At 47.3% G+C, this 25,012-nt stretch carries 29 protein-coding genes and 1 other annotated feature; of the genes, 23 read left to right on the top strand and 6 right to left on the bottom strand.

What is annotated here, in order from left to right:
• Positions 1-8: 8 nt before the first annotated feature.
• Entirely contained in the window at positions 9-905 is an 897-nt protein-coding gene (locus ACRYI5_RS05125; RefSeq protein WP_407878578.1) for a cation diffusion facilitator family transporter, read from the top strand.
• 65 nt (positions 906-970) lie between these two features.
• Here the strand turns inward: ACRYI5_RS05125 and ACRYI5_RS05120 are convergent, their stop codons facing one another.
• Positions 971-1,315 (bottom strand): hypothetical protein, encoded by a 345-nt coding sequence (locus tag ACRYI5_RS05120; RefSeq protein WP_407878579.1) that lies wholly within the window; start codon positions 1,313-1,315, stop codon positions 971-973.
• Between the two features lie 277 nt (positions 1,316-1,592).
• Here ACRYI5_RS05120 and ACRYI5_RS05115 point away from each other — a divergent pair, with 277 nt between their 5' ends.
• The 3 genes from ACRYI5_RS05115 to ACRYI5_RS05105 all read left to right on the top strand — a co-directional run bounded on the left by ACRYI5_RS05115 (position 1,593) and on the right by ACRYI5_RS05105 (position 3,180).
• Positions 1,593-1,796: a cold shock domain-containing protein gene (locus ACRYI5_RS05115; RefSeq protein WP_407878580.1), complete on the top strand. Its 204-nt coding sequence runs from the start codon at positions 1,593-1,595 to the stop codon at positions 1,794-1,796.
• Positions 1,797-1,922: 126 nt separating this feature from the next.
• Positions 1,923-2,678 (top strand): threonine/serine exporter family protein, encoded by a 756-nt coding sequence (locus tag ACRYI5_RS05110; RefSeq protein WP_407878581.1) that lies wholly within the window; start codon positions 1,923-1,925, stop codon positions 2,676-2,678.
• A 10-nt stretch (positions 2,679-2,688) separates the two neighbouring features.
• On the top strand, positions 2,689-3,180 hold the full coding sequence (locus ACRYI5_RS05105; RefSeq protein ID WP_407878583.1) for a threonine/serine exporter family protein: 492 nt from the start codon (positions 2,689-2,691) through the stop codon (positions 3,178-3,180).
• Positions 3,181-3,242: 62 nt separating this feature from the next.
• On the opposite strand, the gene ACRYI5_RS05100 is transcribed toward ACRYI5_RS05105, so the two are convergent.
• Genes ACRYI5_RS05100 through ACRYI5_RS05090 form a run of 3 tightly spaced genes read right to left on the bottom strand, consistent with a single transcriptional unit; the run spans position 3,243 to position 5,817 of the window.
• A complete protein-coding gene (locus ACRYI5_RS05100; RefSeq protein ID WP_407878585.1) occupies positions 3,243-4,577 on the bottom strand; it encodes an LCP family glycopolymer transferase in 1,335 nt (444 codons plus the stop codon).
• Positions 4,578-4,591: 14 nt separating this feature from the next.
• Positions 4,592-4,975 (bottom strand): DUF1634 domain-containing protein, encoded by a 384-nt coding sequence (locus tag ACRYI5_RS05095; protein ID WP_448224499.1) that lies wholly within the window; start codon positions 4,973-4,975, stop codon positions 4,592-4,594.
• Positions 4,975-5,817: a sulfite exporter TauE/SafE family protein gene (locus tag ACRYI5_RS05090; protein WP_448224498.1), complete on the bottom strand. Its 843-nt coding sequence runs from the start codon at positions 5,815-5,817 to the stop codon at positions 4,975-4,977. Before ACRYI5_RS05090 ends, ACRYI5_RS05095 begins: the two co-directional genes overlap by 1 nt.
• 252 nt (positions 5,818-6,069) lie before the next feature.
• On the opposite strand from ACRYI5_RS05090, the gene ACRYI5_RS05085 reads away from it, so the two are divergent.
• On the top strand, positions 6,070-6,732 hold the full coding sequence (locus tag ACRYI5_RS05085; protein WP_448224497.1) for a phosphatase PAP2 family protein: 663 nt from the start codon (positions 6,070-6,072) through the stop codon (positions 6,730-6,732).
• A gap of 78 nt (positions 6,733-6,810) precedes the next feature.
• On the opposite strand, the gene rpiA is transcribed toward ACRYI5_RS05085, so the two are convergent.
• The gene (gene rpiA / locus ACRYI5_RS05080; protein WP_448224557.1) at positions 6,811-7,491 is read right to left on the bottom strand and encodes a ribose-5-phosphate isomerase RpiA; all 681 of its coding nucleotides are present in this window, start codon (positions 7,489-7,491) and stop codon (positions 6,811-6,813) included.
• A gap of 28 nt (positions 7,492-7,519) precedes the next feature.
• Complete coding sequence (locus tag ACRYI5_RS05075) at positions 7,520-7,789, bottom strand: N-acetyltransferase (RefSeq protein WP_407878591.1); 270 nt, start codon at positions 7,787-7,789, stop codon at positions 7,520-7,522.
• 153 nt (positions 7,790-7,942) lie between these two features.
• Here ACRYI5_RS05075 and ACRYI5_RS05070 point away from each other — a divergent pair, with 153 nt between their 5' ends.
• From ACRYI5_RS05070 to rfbA, 18 genes are all read left to right on the top strand, one after another.
• A complete protein-coding gene (locus ACRYI5_RS05070) occupies positions 7,943-8,488 on the top strand; it encodes a dUTP diphosphatase (protein WP_407878593.1) in 546 nt (181 codons plus the stop codon).
• A 137-nt stretch (positions 8,489-8,625) separates the two neighbouring features.
• Positions 8,626-9,996, top strand: a complete 1,371-nt coding sequence (radA, locus tag ACRYI5_RS05065; protein ID WP_448224496.1) for a DNA repair protein RadA — start codon at positions 8,626-8,628, stop codon at positions 9,994-9,996.
• 48 nt (positions 9,997-10,044) lie between these two features.
• A complete protein-coding gene (locus tag ACRYI5_RS05060) occupies positions 10,045-11,280 on the top strand; it encodes a PIN domain-containing protein (protein ID WP_448224495.1) in 1,236 nt (411 codons plus the stop codon).
• 230 nt (positions 11,281-11,510) lie between these two features.
• Positions 11,511-12,998, top strand: a complete 1,488-nt coding sequence (gene gltX / locus ACRYI5_RS05055) for a glutamate--tRNA ligase (RefSeq protein WP_448224494.1) — start codon at positions 11,511-11,513, stop codon at positions 12,996-12,998.
• Between the two features lie 135 nt (positions 12,999-13,133).
• Positions 13,134-14,549: a cysteine--tRNA ligase gene (gene cysS / locus ACRYI5_RS05050; protein ID WP_448224493.1), complete on the top strand. Its 1,416-nt coding sequence runs from the start codon at positions 13,134-13,136 to the stop codon at positions 14,547-14,549.
• Positions 14,542-14,964, top strand: a complete 423-nt coding sequence (locus ACRYI5_RS05045; RefSeq protein ID WP_407878601.1) for a Mini-ribonuclease 3 — start codon at positions 14,542-14,544, stop codon at positions 14,962-14,964. The genes cysS and ACRYI5_RS05045 overlap by 8 nt, the downstream gene beginning before the upstream one ends.
• The gene (gene rlmB / locus ACRYI5_RS05040; RefSeq protein WP_448224492.1) at positions 14,954-15,835 is read left to right on the top strand and encodes a 23S rRNA (guanosine(2251)-2'-O)-methyltransferase RlmB; all 882 of its coding nucleotides are present in this window, start codon (positions 14,954-14,956) and stop codon (positions 15,833-15,835) included. Before ACRYI5_RS05045 ends, rlmB begins: the two co-directional genes overlap by 11 nt.
• Positions 15,836-16,133: 298 nt before the next feature.
• Positions 16,134-16,727: an RNA polymerase sigma factor gene (locus ACRYI5_RS05035; RefSeq protein ID WP_448224491.1), complete on the top strand. Its 594-nt coding sequence runs from the start codon at positions 16,134-16,136 to the stop codon at positions 16,725-16,727.
• A gap of 104 nt (positions 16,728-16,831) precedes the next feature.
• Positions 16,832-16,981 carry a 50S ribosomal protein L33 gene (rpmG, locus tag ACRYI5_RS05030; protein WP_407878606.1) on the top strand — a complete coding sequence of 50 codons (150 nt, stop codon included), beginning with the start codon at positions 16,832-16,834 and terminating at the stop codon, positions 16,979-16,981.
• Positions 16,982-16,992: 11 nt separating this feature from the next.
• Entirely contained in the window at positions 16,993-17,169 is a 177-nt protein-coding gene (gene secE, locus ACRYI5_RS05025) for a preprotein translocase subunit SecE (RefSeq protein WP_407878608.1), read from the top strand.
• A 119-nt stretch (positions 17,170-17,288) separates the two neighbouring features.
• Positions 17,289-17,840 (top strand): transcription termination/antitermination protein NusG, encoded by a 552-nt coding sequence (gene nusG, locus ACRYI5_RS05020; RefSeq protein WP_407878610.1) that lies wholly within the window; start codon positions 17,289-17,291, stop codon positions 17,838-17,840.
• Positions 17,841-17,952: 112 nt separating this feature from the next.
• On the top strand, positions 17,953-18,378 hold the full coding sequence (rplK, locus tag ACRYI5_RS05015; protein ID WP_407878612.1) for a 50S ribosomal protein L11: 426 nt from the start codon (positions 17,953-17,955) through the stop codon (positions 18,376-18,378).
• A 116-nt stretch (positions 18,379-18,494) separates the two neighbouring features.
• Positions 18,495-19,187 (top strand): 50S ribosomal protein L1, encoded by a 693-nt coding sequence (gene rplA, locus ACRYI5_RS05010; RefSeq protein ID WP_407878613.1) that lies wholly within the window; start codon positions 18,495-18,497, stop codon positions 19,185-19,187.
• A 37-nt stretch (positions 19,188-19,224) separates the two neighbouring features.
• Positions 19,225-19,355: a sequence feature (ribosomal protein L10 leader region), on the top strand.
• 23 nt (positions 19,356-19,378) lie between these two features.
• Entirely contained in the window at positions 19,379-19,888 is a 510-nt protein-coding gene (gene rplJ, locus ACRYI5_RS05005; RefSeq protein ID WP_407878615.1) for a 50S ribosomal protein L10, read from the top strand.
• Between the two features lie 71 nt (positions 19,889-19,959).
• On the top strand, positions 19,960-20,325 hold the full coding sequence (gene rplL / locus ACRYI5_RS05000; RefSeq protein ID WP_407878617.1) for a 50S ribosomal protein L7/L12: 366 nt from the start codon (positions 19,960-19,962) through the stop codon (positions 20,323-20,325).
• Positions 20,326-20,508: 183 nt separating this feature from the next.
• Positions 20,509-23,106 carry a bifunctional lysylphosphatidylglycerol flippase/synthetase MprF gene (gene mprF / locus ACRYI5_RS04995; protein WP_448224490.1) on the top strand — a complete coding sequence of 866 codons (2,598 nt, stop codon included), beginning with the start codon at positions 20,509-20,511 and terminating at the stop codon, positions 23,104-23,106.
• A 323-nt stretch (positions 23,107-23,429) separates the two neighbouring features.
• The gene (locus ACRYI5_RS04990; protein ID WP_448224489.1) at positions 23,430-24,119 is read left to right on the top strand and encodes a sugar transferase; all 690 of its coding nucleotides are present in this window, start codon (positions 23,430-23,432) and stop codon (positions 24,117-24,119) included.
• Between the two features lie 25 nt (positions 24,120-24,144).
• Positions 24,145-25,011, top strand: a complete 867-nt coding sequence (rfbA, locus tag ACRYI5_RS04985; RefSeq protein WP_448224488.1) for a glucose-1-phosphate thymidylyltransferase RfbA — start codon at positions 24,145-24,147, stop codon at positions 25,009-25,011.
• Position 25,012 lies beyond the last annotated feature (1 nt).

The raw sequence follows: 25,012 nt of genomic DNA, 5'->3' as shown, positions 1-25,012 counted from the left end.
AGAGATTAATGGAACATGAAAATGAACAAATGACCGGGACCCGGTTTTTATTTGTCACCGTTCTAAACGTGCTGATTACGATTGCAGAAATCGTTGGGGGCTTATTCTCCGGCTCACTGGCCCTGTTGTCAGATGCATTTCATAATTTAGGTGATTCGTTTTCCATTGTCTTGGGGTATGCTGCTCAGAAGATTAGTGGCAAACCGCAAAACAAGCAGCGAACGTTTGGTTACCGCCGGGCTGAGATTTTAGCAGCCTTTGTTAATGGGTTATTTTTAATGGGTGTTTCAGCGGTATTGATGGTTGAGGCCGCGCGGCGATTTATGAATCCCGAACCAATCAACGGGGGAATCATGCTGACGGTTGCAGTCATTGGACTGATTGCCAACTTATTATCGGCGGTGCTTATGCACCATGGTTCAAAGGACAGTCTGAACATTAAGGCGACCTACCTGCATGTGTTGGCAGATGCATTATCATCCGTTGCTGTCATTATCGGCGGGATCCTCATCGTGTTGTTTCACATCAGCTGGGTGGACCCGTTATTAACGTTACTTGTGTCGCTGTACATCATTTATGAAACGTGGCCGGTGATTCACGAAACGGTCAGCATTTTGATGCAAACAGCGCCTGAACTGGATTATGACCAGTTGGCGGCGGACATTGTGGCGGTCCCTGGTGTGCTCCGGGTGCACCACATTCATGCGTGGCTTATTGATGAAAACAAAATTGTGTTTTCAGCGCACGTGAACATGGAGGACGTTAAGCTGAGTGTTGCCGAAGAAACGGTTGCTCAAATTCGTGACATGCTGACTAAGAAGCACGGTATTTGCCACGTGACGATCCAACCAGAAGTGCACCACGGTGAAAAAGACGCCCTGTTTGTCGATAAGGACGCATTGTAATCAATAAACTGAAAACTGGCGCCATTAGACATTGCTTGTCTAATGGCGCCAGTTTTATGATGTGATTATGAGACGGCCATCGTTGAAAACTGATGGTCATACCAAGCAAACCAAGGTATTTCAGGGTTACCGGTGGCGTGAAAACGCATGCCAATTTCGTCAATAAGGTGAATATAGTCTGCTTTGCTAAAGGTAATGCTTGCTTGCCGTGCTTGATCCGGCGTAAAAAACTGATTAAGGGTGAGGGCGTGATTAATGTCCTCGATGGCCCCATGCTGGTGGTCGAATTGACTCACAAGTTCGAGGTTGTTTTGACGCCACAAAGTGATGTAAAATGTCGCAAAACTGGTGAGGGCCGTTGATTGAGCGGGCTCATCAAGTTGATCGATGGTGCTTAACTGATCTGCCATGACTGATGCCTCCATTATTATCGTTTCTTTTCATTTTAGCACTTTCAATGAGAAACGGGACGGCACAAGGCCGCAGCGCTAAAACGGAAATAATTTTATCTTTGAACGGATAAGATTATGGAAAAGAAAGCGTTCTATATGATACAATAACTCATGTAGTTTGGTTCGGGAATGATGGTTAGATCGGTTCATAGTTTTGTGACAGTCCCCATTTACACCAGTTCCAATTTACAAAACATTTTAAACTGCGTACATACGCAACAGGAGGACATCACACATGTCAGAACACGGTAGTGTTAAATGGTTTAACGCCGATAAAGGTTTCGGTTTCATCACTCGCGAAAGCGGCGACGACGTATTCGTTCACTTCTCAGCTATCCAAGGCGACGGCTTCAAGACTCTTGAAGAAGGCCAAGGCGTATCATTTGATGTTGAAGACAGCGACCGTGGCCCACAAGCTGCTAACGTTGTTAAAGACTAATTAGCAATTAACCAAATTGCCGGTAACGGCAATTTGTTAAACGCATTATGAGACGGTCGTTATGCTTCCTTTTTGGGGGTGTGATGGCCGTTTTTTGATGATGACACACATGAGGGGAGGTCCATCATGGATCACGCACAGTTAACGATGAAAACAGCACTACTGGCGGGGGAAGTCCTGTTAGCAAACGGCTCCGAAATTGCCCGTGTTGAGGACACGATGGACCGAATTGCAGCCAATGCTGGCGCACCGGAAGCAAGTATCTTTGTTCTGTTAACGGGGATCACCATGTCGCTGCCGGATGATGGGCTAACGCAGGTTCGCCCCATCCGTTCACGAACCATTGACCTTGAAAAAGTCGATCAGGTCAATACGCTATCGCGGCAATTTGCAGCGGGGGATATCGACCTTCAAACGTTTTATAACCGGTTGCGACAGGTTAACGAGGCGGTACCTGCGTTTCCGTTTTGGCTCCAGTTGGTGGCGGCCATTGTGGTTACGCTGACCCTGATGATGGCCTTTACAGGCATTGACGGGTGGCTAAAAATGGTTCTGGCCGCAGTGGCTGGTGGGAGCGGGTACGCCGTCTTTTATTACGTTAATCATGAACTTCAAATTCGGTTTTTGAGTGAGTTTTTAGCGGCCCTGGTTATCGGCGGAATCGCCTACATCGGAACGAACTGGCTGGGCTTTACGAATCAGTCCGGTGACGCCGTTATTATCGGGGCACTCATGCCACTTGTGCCCGGGGTGCCGTTGATGAATTCGTTTCGAGACGTGCTCGCTGGAAATTATTTAAGTGGTCCGGCACGGGCAATGGAAGCCATTTTATCCGTTTGTGCGATTGGCATTGGGATCGCCATCATGGTCAGCCTACGCTAGGGGGATTTTGATGCAGCATTTATTGGTAGAAGCAATCCTGGCGTATGTTGCCACGGTTGGCTTTGGAATTATTTTAAACATTCCCCGGCGGGCACTAAATGTTGCCGGGTGGATCGGAACTGCCGGATGGGTGACCTATGAGTTGATCATGATGATGGATCACAACAACGGCACCAACTGGTCACTGATGTCTGGCGCGATGTTAACGGCAGGGTTTTTGATTGGCATCCTCAGTAATTGGGCGGCCCGGTTGAAGCACATGCCGATGATTTTATTTAACATTCCAAGTCTGGTGCCCCTGGTGCCGGGTGGGCAAGCCTATCAGGTCATTCGCAACCTGGTGACAAACCATGTTCCACAGGCATTGAGTTATCTGGGACAGGTCATTATTATTGCCGGAATGATCGCGCTGGGCTTTTTGTTGGCAGAACTGGTCGTTCGATTGGAACAACGTGGTCGCCAAATTCAGCAGGAGCGTCGGCAGCACCTTGATGAAAAATAAGGTGAGAAAAAATAAGGACGGCATAACTGGGATTATCGCAGTTATGCCGTCCTTATTATTGTTTAATAGCCGTAACCGGTGTAACCACCAGTTTGTGATGCATTGGAGCCCGTTGCGTTAGCTGTGTTACCAGTCGTATCGGTATTATTTGCACCATAGTTGGCATCAAGGTTATTACTCTTGCCGCCGTTATAAGCCTTATCGTACTGGGAGGTTGTGTTGGTATCAGCACCCCAGGTTGATTTCGTTGCCGCCGTTTCACCGTAGCTAGCGGCTGGTTCGTAGCTGGCTAATGAAGCTGGGACGGTGTTTGCAAACCGTTTCCCGGTCTTGGCCTGCTTGAGTTCAAGCTGTTTACGTAATTTGTTTGTGACCCGTTGCTTTTCCGTTTGGGGAAGCACTTCGAAACTCTGACCCGCAATTTCATCACTAACCCCCTGAACGTGATCAGAAACGACGTGTTTTGTTGCGTCCTGATAGTTGTTTGCAAGGGTGAGCATGTCGCCGAAGGTCAGGTCAGTCTTTGATTGACTGGCAATTGAATCGAGGAAGTCGCCGTTCAAAAGGGTGGTCAAGTTGCTACTCTTCTTCAAAAGGGCGGTAATGACGATCCGTTGCCGTAACGTCCGACCATAATCACTTTCGGGATCTTGGTAACGCATCCGGGTGAACTTCAGGGCCTGAGAACCGTTAACGTGGATCTTCTTGCCCTTGGTGAAGTGTTGGTTTTCATAAGTGAACGTCAATGGTGGCACGATGTCGATCCCACCAACCTTGTCGATCACCTTTTCTAACCCACCCATGTTGAGGAGTGCGTAATAATCGATGGGGACGTTAAACATCCGTTCTGTTGTCGAAATGGCGGCCTTTGTTTGACCAAAGTAGTACGCCGCGTTGATCTTTGTTGGGAATTCATCTTCGTGACCAGTAATCGAAACCAGTGAGTCACGTGGGATACTGACCATTGTTGTGGTCTTCTTCTTAGGATTAACGGTGACTAACATCATGGAATCAGTCCGGCCACCAGACCACGCTTTGGAATCACGACCGAGGGCCCCAACGTCAGTCCCCATGAGCAGGATGGAAATTGGCTTCCCTTCCTTGATCAGCTTACTAACGTTGCGTGCCTTCGCACCGTTTGCAGCGCTAAACATCTCGTTACTAGAGTTTCTGACGTTACTATAGAGTTTATACCCAAGGCCACCACCAACGATGAGAATGACACCGAGGATCGCAAAAAAGGTGTTCCGAATGGGGTGCTTATGCTTACGCGGTGGTTGCGGTGCAGCCGCCTTTTCGTGAGCACCTGACTTCAAGTAGTTCCCAGAAGCGCGGCGATCAAAACGGTCGACCCGTGATGGAATATCAGTGTCGTTGTCATTGTTGTGATTGTTCATGGAATCCTCCGAGGTTAACTGTGGCCAATAAACAGTGCAATGAGCAAAATGATCAGCACAGCAGTTGTAATCCAAACATATAGATGATCTTTTTCAACGTAAAAAGCGTAGATTGAAACAATCACACGCAAAACGGGCGTCAAGATGAGGCAAAAGAGGCCAAGCATCATGATGGAGCCGGATTTAAATGATAGCAAGCCAGTAAAGATGGCGGTCATTGTGGTTGGGAAACCGTTATTGGTAAACCCAGTTGATCCCTGAATGCCATAGGTGATGAAACCTACAAGCATAATAACTGCAGAAATTATAACCCCAATACGGAGGATTTCACCAATCATTATCTCAACTTGAGTCATTTCTTTAGAAATTTTTTCCTGTTCGGCCGTTTTGTTGTCCATTAGATGTTCACCCCGAATCCTTTAAGCAACATTTGTAATCCGATGTAGAGAATGATTGGGACAAAAATAATCCGAATCCAACGTGAAGGAAGGCGTTGCATGATGCGCGCCCCAGCAGTAGCACCCACGAGGATTCCGAGCGCAAGGGGAACGGCAATCAGTGGCCGAATGGACCCGTTGAAAAAGTAGACAGTGGCTGAAGCAGCAGCGGTGACCCCCATCATTAAATTACTGGTTGATGTGGAGGGCTTCAACGGCATCTTCATGAACGTGTCTAGAGCCATGACTTTAAAAGCACCGGAACCAATACCAAGTAACCCACTGGCGATCCCAGCACCAAACATGACGGCAGCACCAGCAGGGACGTGTTCGACTTGGTAGTCGATGGTCTTATCAGCAGCCTTGTCGTAGTAGCTCCCGTTTAACTTTAGCTTCTTAGCAAGGGCGTCTGGTTCGGCACGTTGCAGCACTTCTGTTCCAGCACGGAGTTTGCGCACCATGTTATACCCGGAATACAGGAGTAGCAAACCAAACGTGACGTACAAAACGATGGGACTGAGAATGCCGTTTAGGACGGCACCTAAGATGGCACCAACCGTGGTGAAGATTTCAAGAAACATTGCGACCCGTAAATTAAGGACGTTATCCCGAAGGTACGCAATGGTTGAGCCGGAACTCGTTGCAATCACGGCAATGATGCTTGCACCAATGGCGTATTTGATGGAGATACCCATTCCTAACGTGAGGATGGGTGTAACGATGATCCCACCACCCAGACCGAGGATGGCGCCGGCAATTCCGGCGATGAGGCCAACGGCCAACATAATAATTACTTGTGTCATAATAAGGGCTCCTTTAATTGATGTCATTAAGAATAGCATGGATCAGGAACGGAATGGGGATTGCACCATTTGTAAACGTGCTCATTATGGCTTGTTTAAATTCCGTCATAAATGTTAAGAAAACATTAAGGGGTTAAGAGACGCTAAAACCAACACAAAACTGATGAGTGTGAATAAATGAGTGTGCTATACTTTGGCAATGGTCACACGGATGGCCGAATACATACCGCAGTGAGCGGTGGAGGCACAGATATGCTAATTGAAAAGGAACGTGGTCGTGGACTAATTTTGACCATTACCACCATTTTATTCCTCTTTTTGGCGATTGCAGCATTGCGGCAGTCACAGATTTTATCCCTGATTGATTCTGAAATTGTGAATCATATTCCCCATAATAGTGGCGTGCTAACGGGTCTGTTTTCTTTGATTACAAAGTTAGCAAGTCCGAGCTTAGACCTGATTTATATGTTTATCATTGCCGGGGCGCTATGGGGCTTTAAATATAAGATCCCAGCATTATGGGCGCTTGGTTACGGTCTGGGTGGTGATGTCTTGGGAACCATCATTAAGAAGATCGTTGCTCGGCAACGACCAGTTGGTCACATGGCCAGCGATGATGGTTACAGTTTTCCATCAGGACACGTTTTAGGAATGTTCATGGTGGCCGCGATTTTGTTCGTGGTCGTCTTACCATTAATGGCAAACAATTTGCAACGCTTGTTGGTTCAAACGTTGCTGTGTATCTGGATGGTTCTGGTGATGTTTAGCCGGGTTTACCTCCAAGCTCATTTCCCAACGGATACGATTGGAGCGGTCTTACTGGCTTACGGTTGGCTACAATGTGCGGAATACTTGTACGTCTGGTTAGCACCGAAGTTACAAAAGGTGCGGTTCCTTAGCAATTCTAAGGTTTAAAAAATAGTCATTCATATAGAAAAGGCACGTCGCAAGCGTTTCTGCGACGTGCCTTTTTAACGTGGTGACTGCGGTAAACTAACGGGCGGATAATACTTCTGGACCATCGGGGCGCCCAACGATCACGGTGTTCACCGTGTCGAGGAACAGGCCCTGTTCCACGACGCCAACCATCTGAATAAGTTCATTGGCTAATTCGTGGGGGTGTTCGATGTGGCCTAAGTGAAGGTCGATAACGTAGTTTTTTGAATCCGTCATGACGTGCTTGCCATCGCGCATCCGCATTTCTGGATTGTAGCCCTTCGCCTGAAGCTTTTTGAAGACCTGTGAAGAACCGTATGGAATCACTTCAACAGGCAATGGGAAACTACCTAAATCGTGGGAAAGTTTGCTTTCGTCAACGATCCACATGTTCTTAGTGGAGTTAACGGCAACGATCTTTTCCCATAAGTGAGCGGCACCGCCGCCCTTGATTCCTTGGAAGTCGTCACTGATTTCGTCTGCTCCGTCAATGGTCAAGTCGATGTGGTCGACATCGTCCACACCCTTAACGGTGATGCCTAACGCACGGGCTTGATCGCGAGTCCGGTCGGAGGTTGGGACACCGATAACGTTTAAGCCATCTTCGCTAACGCGTTTGCCCAGTGCATCAACCATGTATTTAACCGTTGAGCCAGTTCCAAGGCCAACAACCATCCCGTCTTCGATAAAGTCGACGGCACGTTGCCCAACCTGTTGTTTTAGTTCATCTTGTGTCATTGCCATTTTTTAAAGCTCCTTAAAAAGATTATCGCATCAGTGTCTGATAGGCGGGGGTCGTCGCAAAAACTTGTCGTGCAAACGGATCAAGCACCACGACGCGTTTGTGCTCAGTCTGCACGATGGTCATGGCCGCGTCAAGAATGCTGGCTGCTAACTGCCGTTTGGTCGGTTGATTGCGAACCCAGATGTGTTCGATCAACCACGTTGTGTCGTCAATGACCGGGAACGTTATCTCAGCCTGTAGCTGATCGTTTTCCATTAAAAACAGCCGTTGCTGATCACGGGTGAACGTCATGAGCGCCCTCCTAACAAAAATGAATTGGATTACCTTCATATCCTATCATAGTTTTTCCTCCGGGACCGAGCAGACTTTTAGCGACTACTAAAGTCTAGACACTTCATCTATAATCATTAATAAGCAAGTGCGCAGAATTTAGGAGGAAAAACGATGACAAAAACGCGTGGGTTTGAAGTGGTAGCACGTTTGGCGGAGACACCAGTCGCTTTACCAAAACGACAAACGAAAGCGGCCGCTGGGTATGATCTAGCAGCGGCCGAGGATTTTACGGTTCCATCCATTTGGCGCCGCCATTTTTTAAAGGCGTTGTGGCGTTTGCGGCATCAAAAGCAACTGACGGCAGACATGCTAACGGCCGGGGATGCTGACCTAAAACCATTTTTGGTGCCGACAGGTGTGAAGGCGTACATGCAACCGGATGAAGTGTTGATTCTAGTCAACCGGTCATCTGGACCGCTAAAACGCCGCCTGATTTTACCAAACGGGGTCGGCATTATTGACGCTGATTACTACGGCAATGCCGCTAACGACGGCGAGTTGTTTGCGCAATTGATCAATTACGGTTTAACGGACGTGCACATTAAAAAGGGGGATCGCATCGCCCAGGCCGTGTTTGTGCCGTACTTGAAGGCCGATGACGAAGTGGTTCCGACAAAAGAACGTGACGGTGGGTTTGGTTCTTCTGGTCAGCATTGATCGAACCCTTAAGAATGTTAAAAGCAGTGCCTAAACAATTGTGGTTTGATGATCATGTGTTAGACTGTAACTAACGTTTGGTTAACATTGGTCAAACATGAAAAGATGTTGTTTTGAATGAAGAAAAGGAGGCCACTGTGGCCAAGACAAAAACACAGTTTGTGTGTCAAAACTGTGGGTATAATTCCCCCCGCTATCTGGGCCGCTGCCCAAACTGTGGGGAATGGAATACCCTGGTTGAAGAAAAAATGGCCGATGACGTGCCGAACCGTAAAGCCAGGGTTAGCTTTACCGGGAAGACGGCAAAAGCCGAGTTAATTAAAGACGTCAGTTTAGCAGAAGTTCCCCGGGTCGAGACGGGCCTGACGGAGTTTAACCGGGTGCTTGGTGGCGGGGTTGTCCCAGGCTCACTCGTGTTGATCGGTGGGGACCCCGGAATTGGGAAATCCACGTTACTCACGCAGGTGTCTGGCCAACTCAATGCAACTGGTGGCCGTGTGCTGTATGTGTCTGGTGAAGAAAGCGCAACCCAGATCAAAATGCGTGCCGACCGGTTGGGGGTTGGTGGAGATAACCTCTACCTTTACCCAGAGACAGACATGAGTAGCATCCGGGAGCAAATTACGGAGCTTGATCCAGCATTTGTGATCATCGATTCGGTTCAAACGATGCAAGAACCAGACATTACGTCCGCAGTTGGCTCTGTTTCACAGATTCGTGAAATTACCGCGGAACTGATGCAAATTGCGAAGACGAACCAAATTACCATCTTCATCGTTGGTCATGTGACCAAGGGTGGTGCCATCGCGGGGCCAAAAATCTTGGAACACATGGTGGATACGGTGCTCTATTTTGAAGGGGATCTTCACCACACCTACCGGATTTTGCGGGCCGTGAAGAACCGGTTTGGGTCCACCAATGAGCTTGGCATCTTTGAAATGCGGGAGGATGGCTTACAAGAAGTCGCTAATCCATCAGAGATTTTCTTAGAGGAACGCTTAGCTGGTGCAACGGGATCGGCAATTGTTGTCTCCATGGAAGGGACACGACCGATTTTGGTTGAAGTTCAAGCGTTAGTGACACCGTCAGTGTTTGGTAACGCGCAACGGACGTCGCAGGGGCTGGATCGTAATCGGGTATCATTGATTATGGCTGTGTTGGAAAAACGCGCTAACCTAATGCTTCAAAACCAAGACGCCTACCTGAAGGCGGCCGGTGGCGTTAAGTTGGACGAACCAGCCATTGATTTAGCCATTGCTGTCGCCATTGCGTCTAGCTACCGGGATAAGGAGACAGACCCCGGCGTGACGTTTGTGGGTGAAGTGGGCTTGACCGGTGAAATCAGGCGGGTAAACCGCATTGAACAACGGGTTGCCGAAGCGCAAAAACTGGGCTTCAAACGTATTTATGTCCCTAAAAACAACCTTCAGGGGTGGAATCCGCCGACTGGGATCGAGGTTGTTGGGGTTACAACATTAAGCGAAGCGCTTAAGCTAGCATTAGGGTAGGTCTGCTACGCTAGTGGTACGATAAATATTGAAAGGAGGTGAATTTAAATGAAAATGACAAAACGATTTGTGATTCAATTGCTCTTCGTCATCGCGGGTGTTGGACTAGGGTTTCGGTTTTTGCCGTCACTGTGGTTGGGGCTTGGCGTGACGTCTAACCACCTCATTAATAATTTTTTAACGAACATCGTACTTGGTGCAATTATTCTGTATGGGTTGTCGTTCCTCTTTGTCGGTTCACTTGAAAAAATGGTTAACCGTTTGGAAAAGTATTTGGCAAAGCAAAGTCCACTGTATTTGTTGTTTGGTAGTTTGGGAACGATTGTCGGGCTTGTGTTTGCGATCCTGATTTCGACAGTCTTTTTTCGGACACACATGTTTCTAACGAATACCCTGGTTCCGGTCGTCTTGATGCTCTTATTGGGGTATCTTGGTTTCCGGTTGGGGACAACGCGGACGGATGAGTGGCGCCGCTTGTTTTCGGTTAATTTCCGTCGAAATAACAAGCAGACGGAAGACGATAACGGTGAAATCTTAGACAATGGTGAACCGAATTACCATCACTATAAGATTTTGGACACCAACATTTTGATCGATGGGCGGATTTACGACATCATCAAGACGGGCTTTCTTGAAGGAACGTTACTAGTGCCAAACTTTGTGTTGCACGAATTGCAGTACATTGCGGATTCAAGTGACAGCATCAAACGTGTCCGTGGTCGCCGTGGATTGGACATTTTGAACAAACTTCAAAGTGAAAACATCATGCCGATCGAAATGTACGAGGGCGATTTTGAAAGCATTCCTGAAGTGGATGACAAACTGATTGAACTGGCAAAACAGTTACAAGCGGTTGTCGTAACGAACGACTTTAACCTGAACAAGGTGAGCCAATTCCAAAATGTTCAAATCATGAACATCAACGCGTTGGCGAAGTCGCTGAAGCCACGGGTCATCCCCGGTGAACAACTGAACGTCATGGTTGTGAAAAACGGGACGGAACGTCAGCAGGGGGTTGCTTACCTTGACGACGGAACGATGGTCGTGGTTGAAGAGGGGCGTTACTTCATCAATGATCACATTGATGTCACGGTTACGAGTGCCTTACAAACAGATGCTGGGCGAATGATTTTTGCGAAACCAACGCATTCAACGCGGGGAATCGGCGACAAGGCTGGTTCTGGCGCCAACAGCGTTGCAAGTAAGAATGGTCAGCGAAAGGCCGACGGGAAGGCAAAATCCCGGGCTGCCGGTAGTAACAATGCCGATGGTAAGAACAAGTAGTTGTGCACTAGCTTGGTCATAACGGGCTAGTTTCTGAATGAACCTTAACTCGAACGCCTCATTTTCCAATTATTTGGAAGGTGGGGCGCTTTATTTTTGTTGAAACGGCAGGTGGAGTTAGTGATTTTAGAAATGACACCCAGGTTGGTCGGGGTCCATGATTGAAAAACCGCCGGCAAAACTGTAACATAAGAGCAGACACAATTTAGATAAAGAAAGAGGCGCTGATTTTGGCCAAGAACAAAATTCGGGTGCGGTACGCACCATCACCAACTGGACATTTACACATTGGAAATGCCCGGACTGCGTTATTTAACTACCTGTTTGCGCGTCACAACAAGGGAACGTTTGTGATTCGGATTGAAGATACCGATACGAAACGGAACGTGGCTGATGGCGAAAAAAGTCAGTTAGACAACCTGAAGTGGCTTGGCATTGACTGGGATGAAGGTCCCGACAAGCCTGGCGAAGTGGGGCCTTACCGTCAGTCAGAACGGAAAGACATTTACCTGAAGTTGATTCAGGACCTATTGGACCGTGGTTTGGCATACAAGTCATACCGGACCGAAGAGGAACTGGCTGCTGATCGTGAGCGCCAAAAGGCCAACAAGGAAGCGCCTCATTACGTTTACGAATATGAAGGCATGAATGACGATGAGATCAAGGCTGCCCAGGAAAAGGCTGTGGCTGCTGGGATCGATCCCGTTGTTCGGTTCCGGGTTCCTAAGAACCGTGAGTACGAATGGGATGACATCGTTAAGGGCAAGATCTCAATCAACTCCAGCACGGTTGGTGGTGACTGGGTCATCCAAAAACGTGACGGTATGCCAACGTACAACTTTGCCGTTGTTGTGGACGATCACATGATGGAAATCAGCCACGTTTTACGTGGGGATGACCACATTGCCAACACGCCAAAGCAATTAATGATCTACGAAGCCTTTGGTTGGGACGCCCCAATCTTTGGCCACATGACGTTGATCATCAACACAGAAACTGGTAAGAAGTTGTCCAAGCGTGACGAAACGGTGCTTCAGTTTATTGAACAGTACCGTGAACTGGGCTACTTGCCAGACGCCATGTTAAACTTCATCACCCTGTTGGGGTGGTCACCAGTTGGTGAAGACGAAATCTTTAGCCGTCAAGAATTGATCAAGATGTTTGATGAAAAACGGTTATCGAAGTCACCCGCTAAGTTTGATGGTAAGAAGTTGGAATGGATCAACAACCAGTATGTGAAGGCAGCGCCTGAAGATGAAATCTTCGATAGTAGCCTGCGTGAGTTGATCAATGCCGGGTTGATCGAAAACGATCCTAACCAGTTACACTTGGAATGGGCCCGGAAGTTGGTCAGCTTGTACAAGCAACAAATGTCTTACACGGCACAGATCGTTGACATGAGTAAGGATGTCTTCTTCCAAGAACCTGCTGAAATCAATGATGAGGCAAAGGCCGAGCTGGCTGCTGAAACAGCGAAGACAGTGTTGGAAGAATTCGTTAGCCGTGCCGAAAAGCTGCCGATTTTTGATGCTTATCAAATTCAGGCAACCATCAAGGCAATCCAAAAGGACACGAAGATTCGTGGACGGGCACTGTACATGCCACTGCGGATCGCTGCAACGCACGAAATGCACGGACCACAATTACCAGAATCAATGGAACTATTGGGCAGAAAAGCAACCCTTCGGAACATTCAAGCGACCATTGAAACACTGTAAATTAGGCTAAATCTGCATCGTGCTCGAATTGACATTGTCAGTTTGAGCACGATGTTTTGCGTTGTGGGAATGCGGGCGCCGTTAGAAAGTATGGTAAAATCACTGTAACTTAATCTTTTTGAAGGGAGCGTCGTCATGATTGAAATCTTTAACACGTTGACGCGCAGCAAAGAAGCATTTAAACCGTTACATGAGGGTGAAGTCTCCATGTACGTGTGTGGACCAACCGTCTATAACTACATTCACATTGGGAATGCACGGTCAGTCATCGCCTTTGATACGATCCGGCGGTACTTTGAATACCGTGGGTATAAGGTGACGTACGTTTCAAACTTTACTGATGTTGACGATAAGATGATCAAGGAAGCGGCCAAAGAGGGAATCACTGTTCCTGAACTGGGTGATAAGTTCATCAATGCGTACTTTGAAGACACCAAGCCATTGAACGTTGAACGGGCCACCATCAACCCTCGGGCTACGGAAAACATTGACGATATCGTGGCCTTTGTGACTGATTTAATTGCCAAGGGGTACGCCTACGAATCTGCCGGTGATGTTTATTACCGGGCACGGCACTTTGACCACTACACGCAGCTGGTTCATGAATCACTGGCTGACTTAGAAAACGGCGCCAGTGAGCGGGTTGATGACGGGGACAACGCTAAAAAAGAGGACCCCATCGACTTTGCGTTGTGGAAGGCAGCTAAGCCGGGGGAAATTTCCTGGCCATCTCCATGGGGCGCCGGTCGGCCAGGATGGCACATTGAATGTTCCGTGATGTCGACGAAATACTTGGGTGATACGTTTGATATTCATGGTGGTGGTCAGGACCTGATTTTCCCACACCACACCAATGAAATTGCCCAAAGTGAAGCGCACACCGGGAAGCAGTTTGCCCGTTACTGGATGCATAATGGGTTTGTCACGGTTGGGGACGATAACGAAAAGATGAGTAAATCACTCGGAAACTTCGTGACGTTGCATGATTTAAACCAGCACGAAAATCCCCAGGCCCTCCGGTTCTTCATGGCAACAACGCAGTACCGGCGGCCGATTCAGTACACGCCGGCTAATCTAGCTGACGCGCAAAATAATCTTGATCGGTTACAAACAACGTTAACAAACCTCGATTACCGGTTGAAGGATGCTGGAATTGGGCGTGACGAAGCGGTTGAAACAACGGCGGCCGCACAGAAGGCGGCGTTTGAAGCGGCGATGGATGATGACTTTAACGCACAAAATGGGATCGCGGCCGTTTACGAATTGGCCAAGACAATCAACGTTTACCTGGAACAGACCGTGGTCGCAAAAGACACGCTGCTCCTGTTACGTGACGAATTAACGCAACTGTTAGCAGTCTTTGGGGTTGAACTGACGGTGACGCAGGAAGCTGACGCTGACATTCAGGTGTTAGTGGACGAACGGTTGGCAGCACGCGCTAACAAAGACTTTGCACGAAGCGATGAAATTCGTGATGAATTACGGTCACGGGGCATTATTTTAGAGGACACACCACACGGTACGCGGTGGCGGAAGGACGCAAATGACTGAGTTTAACTATCGACAATTAAACGGGATGGCGCTGGCTTACATGGGCGACGCTGTGTATGAAGTGTACGTTCGGCAACACCTGCTGATGCAAGGCTACACGGTCCCAACAAAGTTGCACCACCATGCGACCCACTTTGTCTCGGCCAAGGCGCAGGCGGCCCTCATTGGGTTGATGCAGGCAGATGACATTTTGACGGATGAAGAAACGACCATGTTTAAGCATGGGCGAAATGCCACGACCCATCACAGTGCCAAAAATACAAACATCGTCACGTACCGAATTTCGACAGGGTTCGAGGCCATCTTTGGCTATTTGCAGCTAACTGGTCAAAAGGACCGGACGGATTGGTTAGCAAACTGGTGCATTGAACAGGTGGAAGCAGGACGAACGGAGGAACAAGCACATGCCAAATAAGCGAAACCAAAAGCCGTTTGATCGGCGTGATGGTGGTAACAACGGCCCACGCCGGCGTAAACCACAGCAGACGCGACCAGACAAGCGAAATGATCAGTCACGGGCTGTAGCCGATGTTTCAACAGAAGCGACAGCACAGACCGACTTTATTATCGGCCGGCACCCGGTTGAAATGGCCTTACAATCACAGCAACAGGTCAATAAGGTCTTTATTCAAGAAGGCTTGCGTGCGGATGCCATTAAAAACATCGAGGCGCTGGCAAAAGAGCAACACCTCATTGTGACGACAGCGCCAAAGCAAAAACTGGACCTCATGACGGATGGTCAAAATCACCAGGGGGTCGTCTTGGCGATTCCACCGTTTGAATACGCGGAGCTCGATGATTTGTTTGCCCGTGCGGATGCGGCTGGCGAGCCACCGTTCTTTTTGATCCTGGATTCCATCGAGGATCCACATAATCTGGGGTCAATTTTACGGACGGCGGATGCGGCTGGCGTTCACGGCCTGATCATTCCTAAACGCCGGGCCGTTGGGTTGACCGCGACGGTTGCAAAAACGTCAACCGGGGCCATTGAACACGTTCCGGTTGCCCGGGTCACGAACTTGGTGGCCACGGTGAAGGAATTGAAGGACCGTGGCCTGTGGGTTTTTGGAACGGACATGAACGGCACCGATTACCGGCAGTGGGACGCTAAGGGACCAACTGCATTGATCATTGGAAACGAGGGTAAGGGCATTGCGCCGTTACTCAAGAAGAACGTTGATGAAATGCTGACCATTCCCATGGTTGGCCACGTGCAGAGTCTTAACGCCTCGGTTGCGGCGTCACTCCTGATTTACGCCGGGTTTAATTCGCGGCACCCGTTATAGAAAAATTTATTTAGTAATTTAGTGTTCTCCTGGTGGTGATTGCCGCGGGGGAACACTTTTTAATTGGGGCGAAAAGCCCGAACGTTTCACAGGGTGATTGAACCAGGCAGTGCGTTGTTAACATATTAGTATGGCAAAATGACCGGAATCGCTGAAAGTTCCGAACGTGGTGACGCATAAAGATGCTAATGCGAGAAAATGGCGGAACGGACGTTTGCTTGCGAGCCAATAAGCAGTTGATTAAGCTTGCTGGAACTAAGGGGATGTCATGCTGCAATTGGACAGAGAGGAGCGCCGTGTGAACTGTTGGACTCGTGAGCAAGAAGATAAGGTGATCGCCGCAGCAACAAGTGGCGATGAACGCGCGTTTGAACAGCTGTTTCAACAGTACATGCCGCTAGTTGGGCGCTGGTATCACCGGTTGAACTTTTCGGCCCCAGCGCTGGATTATGATGATTGGCAACAAGAATGCCGGCTGGTGTTGGTGACCACCCTAACACGCTACCGGGGGCGAAGTGCCGGCGAGTTTGGGACCTACTTTAAACGAAATGTGTGCAACCGTGGTTTTGATTTGAAACGCCAGCAAAATGCGTTAAAACGACGTTTAGAGCGATTGGCAGAATCGTTGGATGATGGACCCGGCGAGATGGGGGCGTTTGACGTCCCTGCCCAACAACCAGATGGTCTGGGGTTAACGCAATTGCATGAGTGCCTCGCACAGATGAGCCAAGCGTTGTCACCGTTTGAACACCAGGTCTGGGTGACGTTGATTCACGGGCAGTCGCCAGAGTGGATGGCGTCACGGTGGGCCTGTTCGGATAACCAAATTCGCAACGCAGTGAATCGGTGCCACGGAAAGCTCCAACAGGTCTTTGTTAGTGAGAATCGTTGACAGTTGTTGCGTGCGAGTGCTACTCTGATACTTGATTATTGTCGATAAAATTGGCTATACTAGAGTCATATCACACCGATCGACAATCACAGGAGGTGCCAGTAATGGCCAATCGTAAAGTCGCACTGGCATGTTCAGTTTGCGGATCGCGGAATTACACGATCACTTCAAACCCTAACCGGACCCAACGGTTAGAGGTTAAAAAATTCTGTAAGCACTGTGGGCAATACACATTGCACCAAGAGACTAAGTAGGAGGTCTGATCATGCATTTATGGCGGTTTTTAAAGAGTGTTGGCGCGGAGCTTAAAGTTGTGCGCTGGCCAACAGCAAAGGAAAATCGGCGTGACTCATCCATTGTTATCTTAGTTTCAGTTGCGTTTGCAATGTTCTTTGCTTTGATCGACTGGGGTGTTCAATCCCTCATTACCTGGTTGGCGTAATCGCGTCACCAGTGGCAATATAACTGAAAATTTGCTATACTTTGACTCAACAGAAAAACTTCGTTATTGCGACGGAGTTTTTTTATTTTGCAACTCATTTTGTTTTGGAGGAAATCATCATGGCGGAAACCGCTGAAAAATTATGGTACGTTTTGCACACGTACTCAGGTTATGAAAATAAAGTGAAGGCAAACTTGGAATCACGTGTTCAATCCATGGGCATGTCAGATTACATTTTTCGGGTTGTCGTGCCTGAAGAGGAAAGTGAACAAGTCAAGGATGGTAAGGCCAAGACTGTTGTTGAAAACGACTTTCCGGGATACGTTTTGGTTGAAATGATCATGACGGATCAAGGCTGGTACATTGTTCGGAACACGCCTGGTGTCACTGGTTTCGTTGGTTCTCATGGTGGTGGTTCAAAGCCAACGCCACTATTGCCTGATGAAGTTGCCCTGATTTTGAACCGAATGGGTGTCGATGCACGTCATCAAAGTGACTTTGAAGTTGAAGTGGGCGAATCTGTCCGGATCGTTGACGGGGCCTTTTCTGACATGGAAGGGAAAGTTACCGAAGTTGACGCTGAACACGAAAAGCTGAAGGTTAACGTTGACATGTTTGGTCGTGAAACATCAGCTGAATTAGACTTCAACCAAATTGATAAAATCCAATAAACCTTGTCAGCCCTAGCTGAACATGGTAAACTACTACGGTATGCAATTTAGTGTACCGTGGGAGGCGTAATCTTAGCGCGCCATCAACTACCACATCAAGGAGGAATTGAACATGGCTAAAAAAGTAGCTAATGTTGTTAAGTTACAAATTCCTGCCGGTAAAGCAACACCTGCTCCGCCGGTTGGTCCTGCTTTAGGTCAAGCAGGGATTAACATCATGGGATTCACAAAGGAATTCAATGCACGGACTGCTGACCAAGCAGGCTTGTTGATTCCAGTTGTGATCACTGTTTATGAGGATCGTTCATTCGACTTCATTACAAAGACACCGCCAGCTTCTGTTTTATTGAAGAAGGCTGCTGGTGTTGAACACGGTTCTGGCGAACCCAACACGAAGAAGGTTGCTACTGTAACCAAGGCGCAAGTTGAAGAAATCGCCAAGACTAAGATGCAAGATCTAAACGCTGCCGACGTCGAAGCCGCAATGCGCATGGTCGAAGGTACCGCACGGAGCATGGGCTTTACTGTAGAAGGCTAAGCCACATCTGTTTGAGTACGGATACTCAGCAAAAGCTGAATGTATCAGGTGGAAGGTAGGACGGCCAGTAATGGTTGGTGCTATCGTCATACCACATTTGCAAGGAGGAAAACACAATGGCCACAAAAAAGGGCAAGAAGTACCAAGACGCCGCTAAGCAAGTCGACAAGACAAAAGCTTACGGTGTAGAAGACGCTGTTGCCTTGGTGAAGAAGATCGACTTCGCGAAGTTCGATGCTACGGTTGAAGTTGCTTTCAACCTCAACTTGGACACCAAGCAAGCAGACCAACAGTTACGTGGGGCAATGGTTTTGCCTAACGGAACTGGTAAGACACAACGTGTAATCGTTTTTGCACGTGGTGAACAAGCACAAGCCGCTAAGGATGCCGGTGCTGATGAAGTCGGTGACGACGATTTGGTTCAACGCATTTCCGATGGTTGGTTAGACTTTGACGTTGCCATTGCAACGCCTGACATGATGGCCAAGGTTGGTCGTTTGGGTCGCCAATTAGGACCTAAGGGCTTGATGCCTAACCCTAAGACGGGGACTGTAACGATGAACGTTACCCAAGCCGTTAAGGATGCAAAGGGTGGCCAAGTGACTTACCGGACTGACCGTGACGGAAACGTTCACGTTCAAATTGGTAAGGTTTCATTTAGTGAAGACCAATTGGTCGGTAACTTTAAGGCTATCGAAGAAGTCGTTGTTCGCGCACGTCCAGCCGCAGTTCGTGGCACGTACGTTCAACACTTGTCAATCGCTTCAACGTTCGGCCCAGCCGTAACAGTTGACGTTGCTAGTTTCTAATTAGCCGTTGACGGATTGACGTTGCTTTGCTAAGATAGTCAAGTAATTTAATTTACCTAAGACTCAGGTGGTTTCGACCTTAATATCCTGCCGAGGCAAAGCAATTCGTGTGAATGACTTTGAGCCCGTTGTCTTAGACTTAGGACAACGGGATTTTTTTAGGTAAAAAATCAATCATGGAGGTGTAAAACGTGAGTAAAGAAACAATTGCAGTTAAAGCTGCCATCGTTGACGAAGTCGCTAAAAAGTTGACTGACGCCAACTCTGTCGTTGTTGTTGACTACCGTGGTTTAACGGTTGAAGAAGTTACGGATTTGCGTAAGCAATTACGTGACGCAGACGTTGCTATGGAAGTTATCAAGAACAAGATCTTAACTCGTGCCGCTGATAAAGCTGGTGTTGCTGACTTAAACCCAACATTCGCTGGCCCAACCGCTGTTGCCTTTGGTAACGGTGAAGACGCCATTGCGGCAGCGCGGATCTTAGCCAAGTTTGCTAAGGATCACGATGTCCTTGAAATCAAGGGTGGAATGATGGAAGGTAAGGTTGTCTCTGTTGATGAAATCAACACTTACGCAACGTTACCAAGTCGTGAAGACCTGCTTTCAATGCTTGCTTCCGAATTGCAATCACCAATTCGCAGCTTCGCATTTGCTGTTAAGCAAGTTGCCGACAACAAGGACGACGAACCTGCTGCTTAATGTAGCTTAAATCGTAACTACTAACATTAACCGGCGTGACCGGTAAAACCCAATATTGGAGGAATACAATCATGGCTTTAGATACTCAAAGCATTGTTGATCAATTAAAAGAAGCAACCATCGTTGAATTAAACGACTTGGTTAAAGCAATCGAAGAAGAATTTGGTGTTAGCGCAGCTGCTCCTGTTGCCGCTGCTGGTGCTGCTGGTGGAGACGCCGCTGCCAAGACTGAATTTGACGTTGAATTGACTAGTGCTGGTTCAGCTAAGATCAAGGTTATCAAGGCTGTTCGTGAAGCAACTGGTTTAGGTTTGAAGGATGCCAAGGACTTAGTTGATGGCGCTCCTAAGAACGTTAAGGAAGGCTTGTCAGAAGACGAAGCCAACGACTTGAAGGCTAAGTTGGAAGAAGCCGGCGCTTCAGTTACTTTGAAGTAATTTAGCGACCGTTTTAAAAAGCAGTCCCCATCGTGGGACTGCTTTTTTTGTGGTTTCAATGAGCAACGTGTAAAAATGGCAAAGCGGGCGTGCATGCAAGGGATTGTTTAAAAAGAACGCAATCGGCCACCTGAATTAGTGGAACATGGTAAACTAGAGAAGATTTTAACAGGGGGAACAATTATGCACATTTTACGCAACATGTGGGCGGCAATTAATCGCCACATGACGCTATTACGATTACTGTTTGTCTTTTCCGTGCTGCTCTATGTTATCCATGAAGTGGGACGGGATCTTCAACAGATTAGTGGCGATCAGGTCGCTGAGACGTTTACGCAACAGACACCGACAACGTTACTCATCATGTTAGTGGTGGGGTTCATTGCGGTGATACCAATGCTAAATTACGATTTTAATATCGTTAAGTTTTTACCAGGTACGTTTAAACGGGGGTATGTGATTCGGTCGGGGTGGACCGTTAACACATTCACTAACATTGCCGGGTTCGGGGGCCTCCTTGGCGCGAGCTTACGGGCGAACTTTTACAGTAAGGGGGCAACACGGAAGGAAATTCTGTTTGCCATCTCCAAGATTGCCCTCTTTTTAGTAACGGGCTTGTCACTCGTCTGTTGGATTTCACTCATTCAAATCTTCGTGTTCCATGTTGGGCTGGTCTTTGCCCGGTACTGGATCTGGCTTGCTGGCGGGGCCCTTTATTTCCCCGTCATCATGCTGGTAACCCACTTTACTGACGCTGAGTTTTTTAACGATTTGACCATCCGGCGGCAGCTATCACTGATGGCTGGCTCAAGCTTCGAATGGATCGGCTGTGCGCTGTTCTTCATCCTTATCGGTGCGTTAATGGGCATTCATGTTGACCTGGCTGCTGTCTTGCCAATGTTTGCCGTGGCGTCCGTCGCAGGGGTCGTTTCGATGATTCCTGGTGGCCTCGGTTCATTTGATACGTTTATGATAACGGGCCTTGGCTTCATTGGTGTGGGGAAGGCAGACGCGCTGGTTTGGTTACTGTTGTACCGAATTTTCTATTACATCTTGCCATTTTTGGTCGGCGTCTTTTTCTTCATTCAGGACACTGGCGTAAAGATCAACAACGCGTTTGAAGGCCTCCCGATGCAACTATTTCGGCGGGTGGCCCACATTTTCTTGACGGTCTTCCTGTGGTTTTCTGGAGTCATGATCATTTTGATTTCCACGTTCCCACATTTGCAGGAGTATAACAAGATTTATGGGGCGTTCTATGGGTACGTCGTTTACTTTGCAAACCAGGCAACAAACATCATTATGGGCTTTCTGTTGATTGGGCTGGCGCGCGGGGTTAATTCCCGGGTTAAACGAGCGTTTTGGCCGACGACTGTGGTATTGATCATGGCAGCGCTCAATACGCTGTGGAAAGACCCCTCAATTAAGATGAGTGTGTTCCTCGTGCTGGTGTTGCTTGCCTTGTGGTTATCGCACAAGGAATTCTACCGGGAGCACTTTGAGTATTCCTGGGGGGCCATGCTTGTTGATGGCATCAGCTTTGTGGGAATCTTTGTGACCTATATAATTGTTGGAGTGTATAACACACCGAATTATCAACGCTTGCACCATGTACCACGGGCCGCACTGTTTCCTACCGAACGAATGTGGCTAAGTGGTCTGATTGCCATTGCGATTGCGATGCTGATTTTGATCGCCGTTTACTGGTATTTACACAACGGAAAGTCATCCATCTTCCAGATGCCGTTTGATGAAAAGCGGGTTGCCAACGTGATGAACCAGTATGGTGGAAATGAGGTGAGCCACCTCGCATACCTGAAGGATAAGCTCCTGTACTTTTATCAAGTTGATGGGGAAGACAAAATCTTCTTTATGTACCGGAAAAAGGCCGATCGCCTGATCGTGATGGGCGAACCGGTTGGGGATCAACAGTATCGGGATGCAGCAATCGATGCGTTTATGAACGTCGCTGACAAGGAGGGCTACTCGATTGTCTTCTACGAGATCGATGAAGACCTAACCATGTGCTTACACGAAATGGGGTACGATTTCTTTAAGTTTGGTGAAGAAGGTTACGTCAACCTGCCGTCGTTTAGTATGGAAGGGAAGAAACGAAAGTCAGATCGAAACTTGATGAGTAAGTTTGATCGCGATGGCTTTACCTTTGAAACACTGAAGCCACCGTTTTCTGCGGCAACGATTGCGGAGTTACGGGCCATTTCGGATGATTGGTTGGATGGACAAAACGAAAGCGGCTTCTCCCTTGGCTTTTTTGATGAGTACTACTTAAACCAAGCGGCCATTTATGTGTTAAAGGACGCGGAGCAACACATCGTGGCGTTTACCACCGATATGCCAACGCAGACGGCGGTCGCGTCCATTGACCTGATGCGTTACGCCAAGACGGCACCATCAGGGACCATGGACGTAATGTTCATTCACCTTTTGCAACAGAATGCTGCCGACGGGTTCCAAGAATTCAACATGGGGATGGCGCCGTTATCTAACGTCGGTGTCTCCCGGTTTAGCTTTATTGAGGAACGGATTGCCCACCTAATTTATGAGTACGGTTACCGCTTTTATGGTTTCCAGGGGCTCCGTAACTATAAAGACAAATACGTAACCAGTTGGCACCCCAAGTACATCGCGTACCGGCGCCGGAGCTCACTTGTCTTTACCATGATGCAAATAACGTTTGTAGTGAATGAAAAACGTTCGAAAAAAGCCAAAGGAATTTTACTCTTAAAGCGGAATGTCGAAAAGCCTGGCTCGGTCAGGTAAGCGTAACCGCGTAGAAAAAACAACACCAATTATTTGCGTGTTGTTTTTTTGTGCGCTTGAATTTTAGTGAAAAAGCCTTAATAATAACCAACATTTTGATGATAACGTTAAGAAATAATAAGGTGCATAAAAAGAAAGATGAAGTTTGTATAAGTAAATGTTAACGGTTTAGAAATGCTTTTATTACAGTTTGTTTACTGTGTTGCTGTGGTAATTAATTTCGAGTAGTATAAGTGTTGTTAAGTTATTTTTAAGGTATATCATATAAAAAGCTTTTTAAAATGATTGCAAGCAATGAGCAATGCTTAGTTGGGGGAAGATGTGTGCAAAAAACATTGGTAGAATTACGCAAAAAAGATGATGTCATTGAAGCTGCTGAGATGGGCGCTTCCTATAAAGAAAAGGTGCGTATCCAGTTGGTCTATCAAACTTCTTTTAAAGTGATGATTGATTTTTTCTTGGCACTTGTCGGTGTAATTGTTCTTTTACCAGTGCTACTAATTTGCGCTGTACTCACTAAAGTAACTTCGAAAGGACCAGTTTTCTTTCGACAAGAACGAGCCATTACTGCGGATAAAACTTTTAAAATATATAAGTTTAGAACGATGAGTGTTGAAGCTCCTCATAATGTTGCAACACAAGATTTAGAAAATCCGGATAATTATATTACAAAATGGGGAAGGTTCATGCGTCAAACGAGTTTAGATGAACTGCCACAGTTGTTCAATGTTCTCAAAGGACAAATGAGTCTAATTGGACCACGGCCGGTAGCAGTCACTGAAAAGCAGTTATTAAAATTACGAACAACGTACGGGTTGGAACAAACAAAACCAGGCATTACAGGACTTGCACAGATTAGTGGTCGTGACTTAGTTGAACTGGAAGAAAAGGCAATGCTTGATCGTCAATATTCTGAAAATATCGGCTTTACAAACGATTTAAAGATTATGGTCAGGACGATTGTCATCGTTTTTTTACGAATTGGTATTCGCGAAGGAAAGACAGAAAAATAAATGAATAGGAATGGATTTCGCTATTATGAAAGGGATTATTCTAGCAGGGGGGTCAGGAACCCGACTTTACCCAATTACAAAAGCCACCAGTAAGCAGTTGGTACCGGTTTATGATAAGCCGATGATTTATTACCCGTTGTCAGTTTTGATGTTGGCTGGGATTAAAGATATCTTGCTAATTACGACACCTGAATTTAAAAATCAATTTATTGAATTACTTGGCGATGGTTCGCAGTTAGGAATTCATCTTGAATATGCGGTCCAAGAGCATCCACGTGGACTGGCAGAAGCGTTCATTATTGGAGAAACCTTTATTGGAAATGCCCCGGTTGCACTTGTCCTTGGCGATAATATTTTCTATGGCGCTGGCCTATCTAAGATGTTGCAGAGTGCTGCGCAATTAAAAAAAGGCGCAATGGTGTTTGGCTATCAAGTCAGCGACCCAGAACGATTCGGCGTCGTTGAGTTTGATGAAAACAATCAAGCAATTTCAATTATGGAAAAGCCAAGCGAACCTAAGAGCAACTATGCCGTTACAGGACTGTATTTTTACGATAATGACGTGGTCAACATTGCTAAAACAATTGAACCGTCAGACCGTGGTGAGTTAGAAATTTCGGACATCAATTCAATTTACTTAGCCCGTCACGCATTAACTGTGCAAGTTTTGGGTCGTGGGTTTGCGTGGTTAGATACAGGGACTCATGACGCAATGTTAGAAGCGGCTAATTTTGTTGCAACCATTGAAAAACAACAAAATTTAAAATTGGCTTCTTTAGAAGAGATTGCTTATCGGATGCAATATATTGATGCATCTCAGATTAAAAAGCTAGCTGAATCATTGAAGAAGAATGATTACGGCCAGTACCTACTAAGGATGCTTGAAGACTAGG

Source organism: Furfurilactobacillus sp. WILCCON 0119, assembly GCF_053471565.1.
Note: the sequence above shows the minus strand (reverse complement) of the source record. Positions and strands in the feature narration are given on the sequence as shown.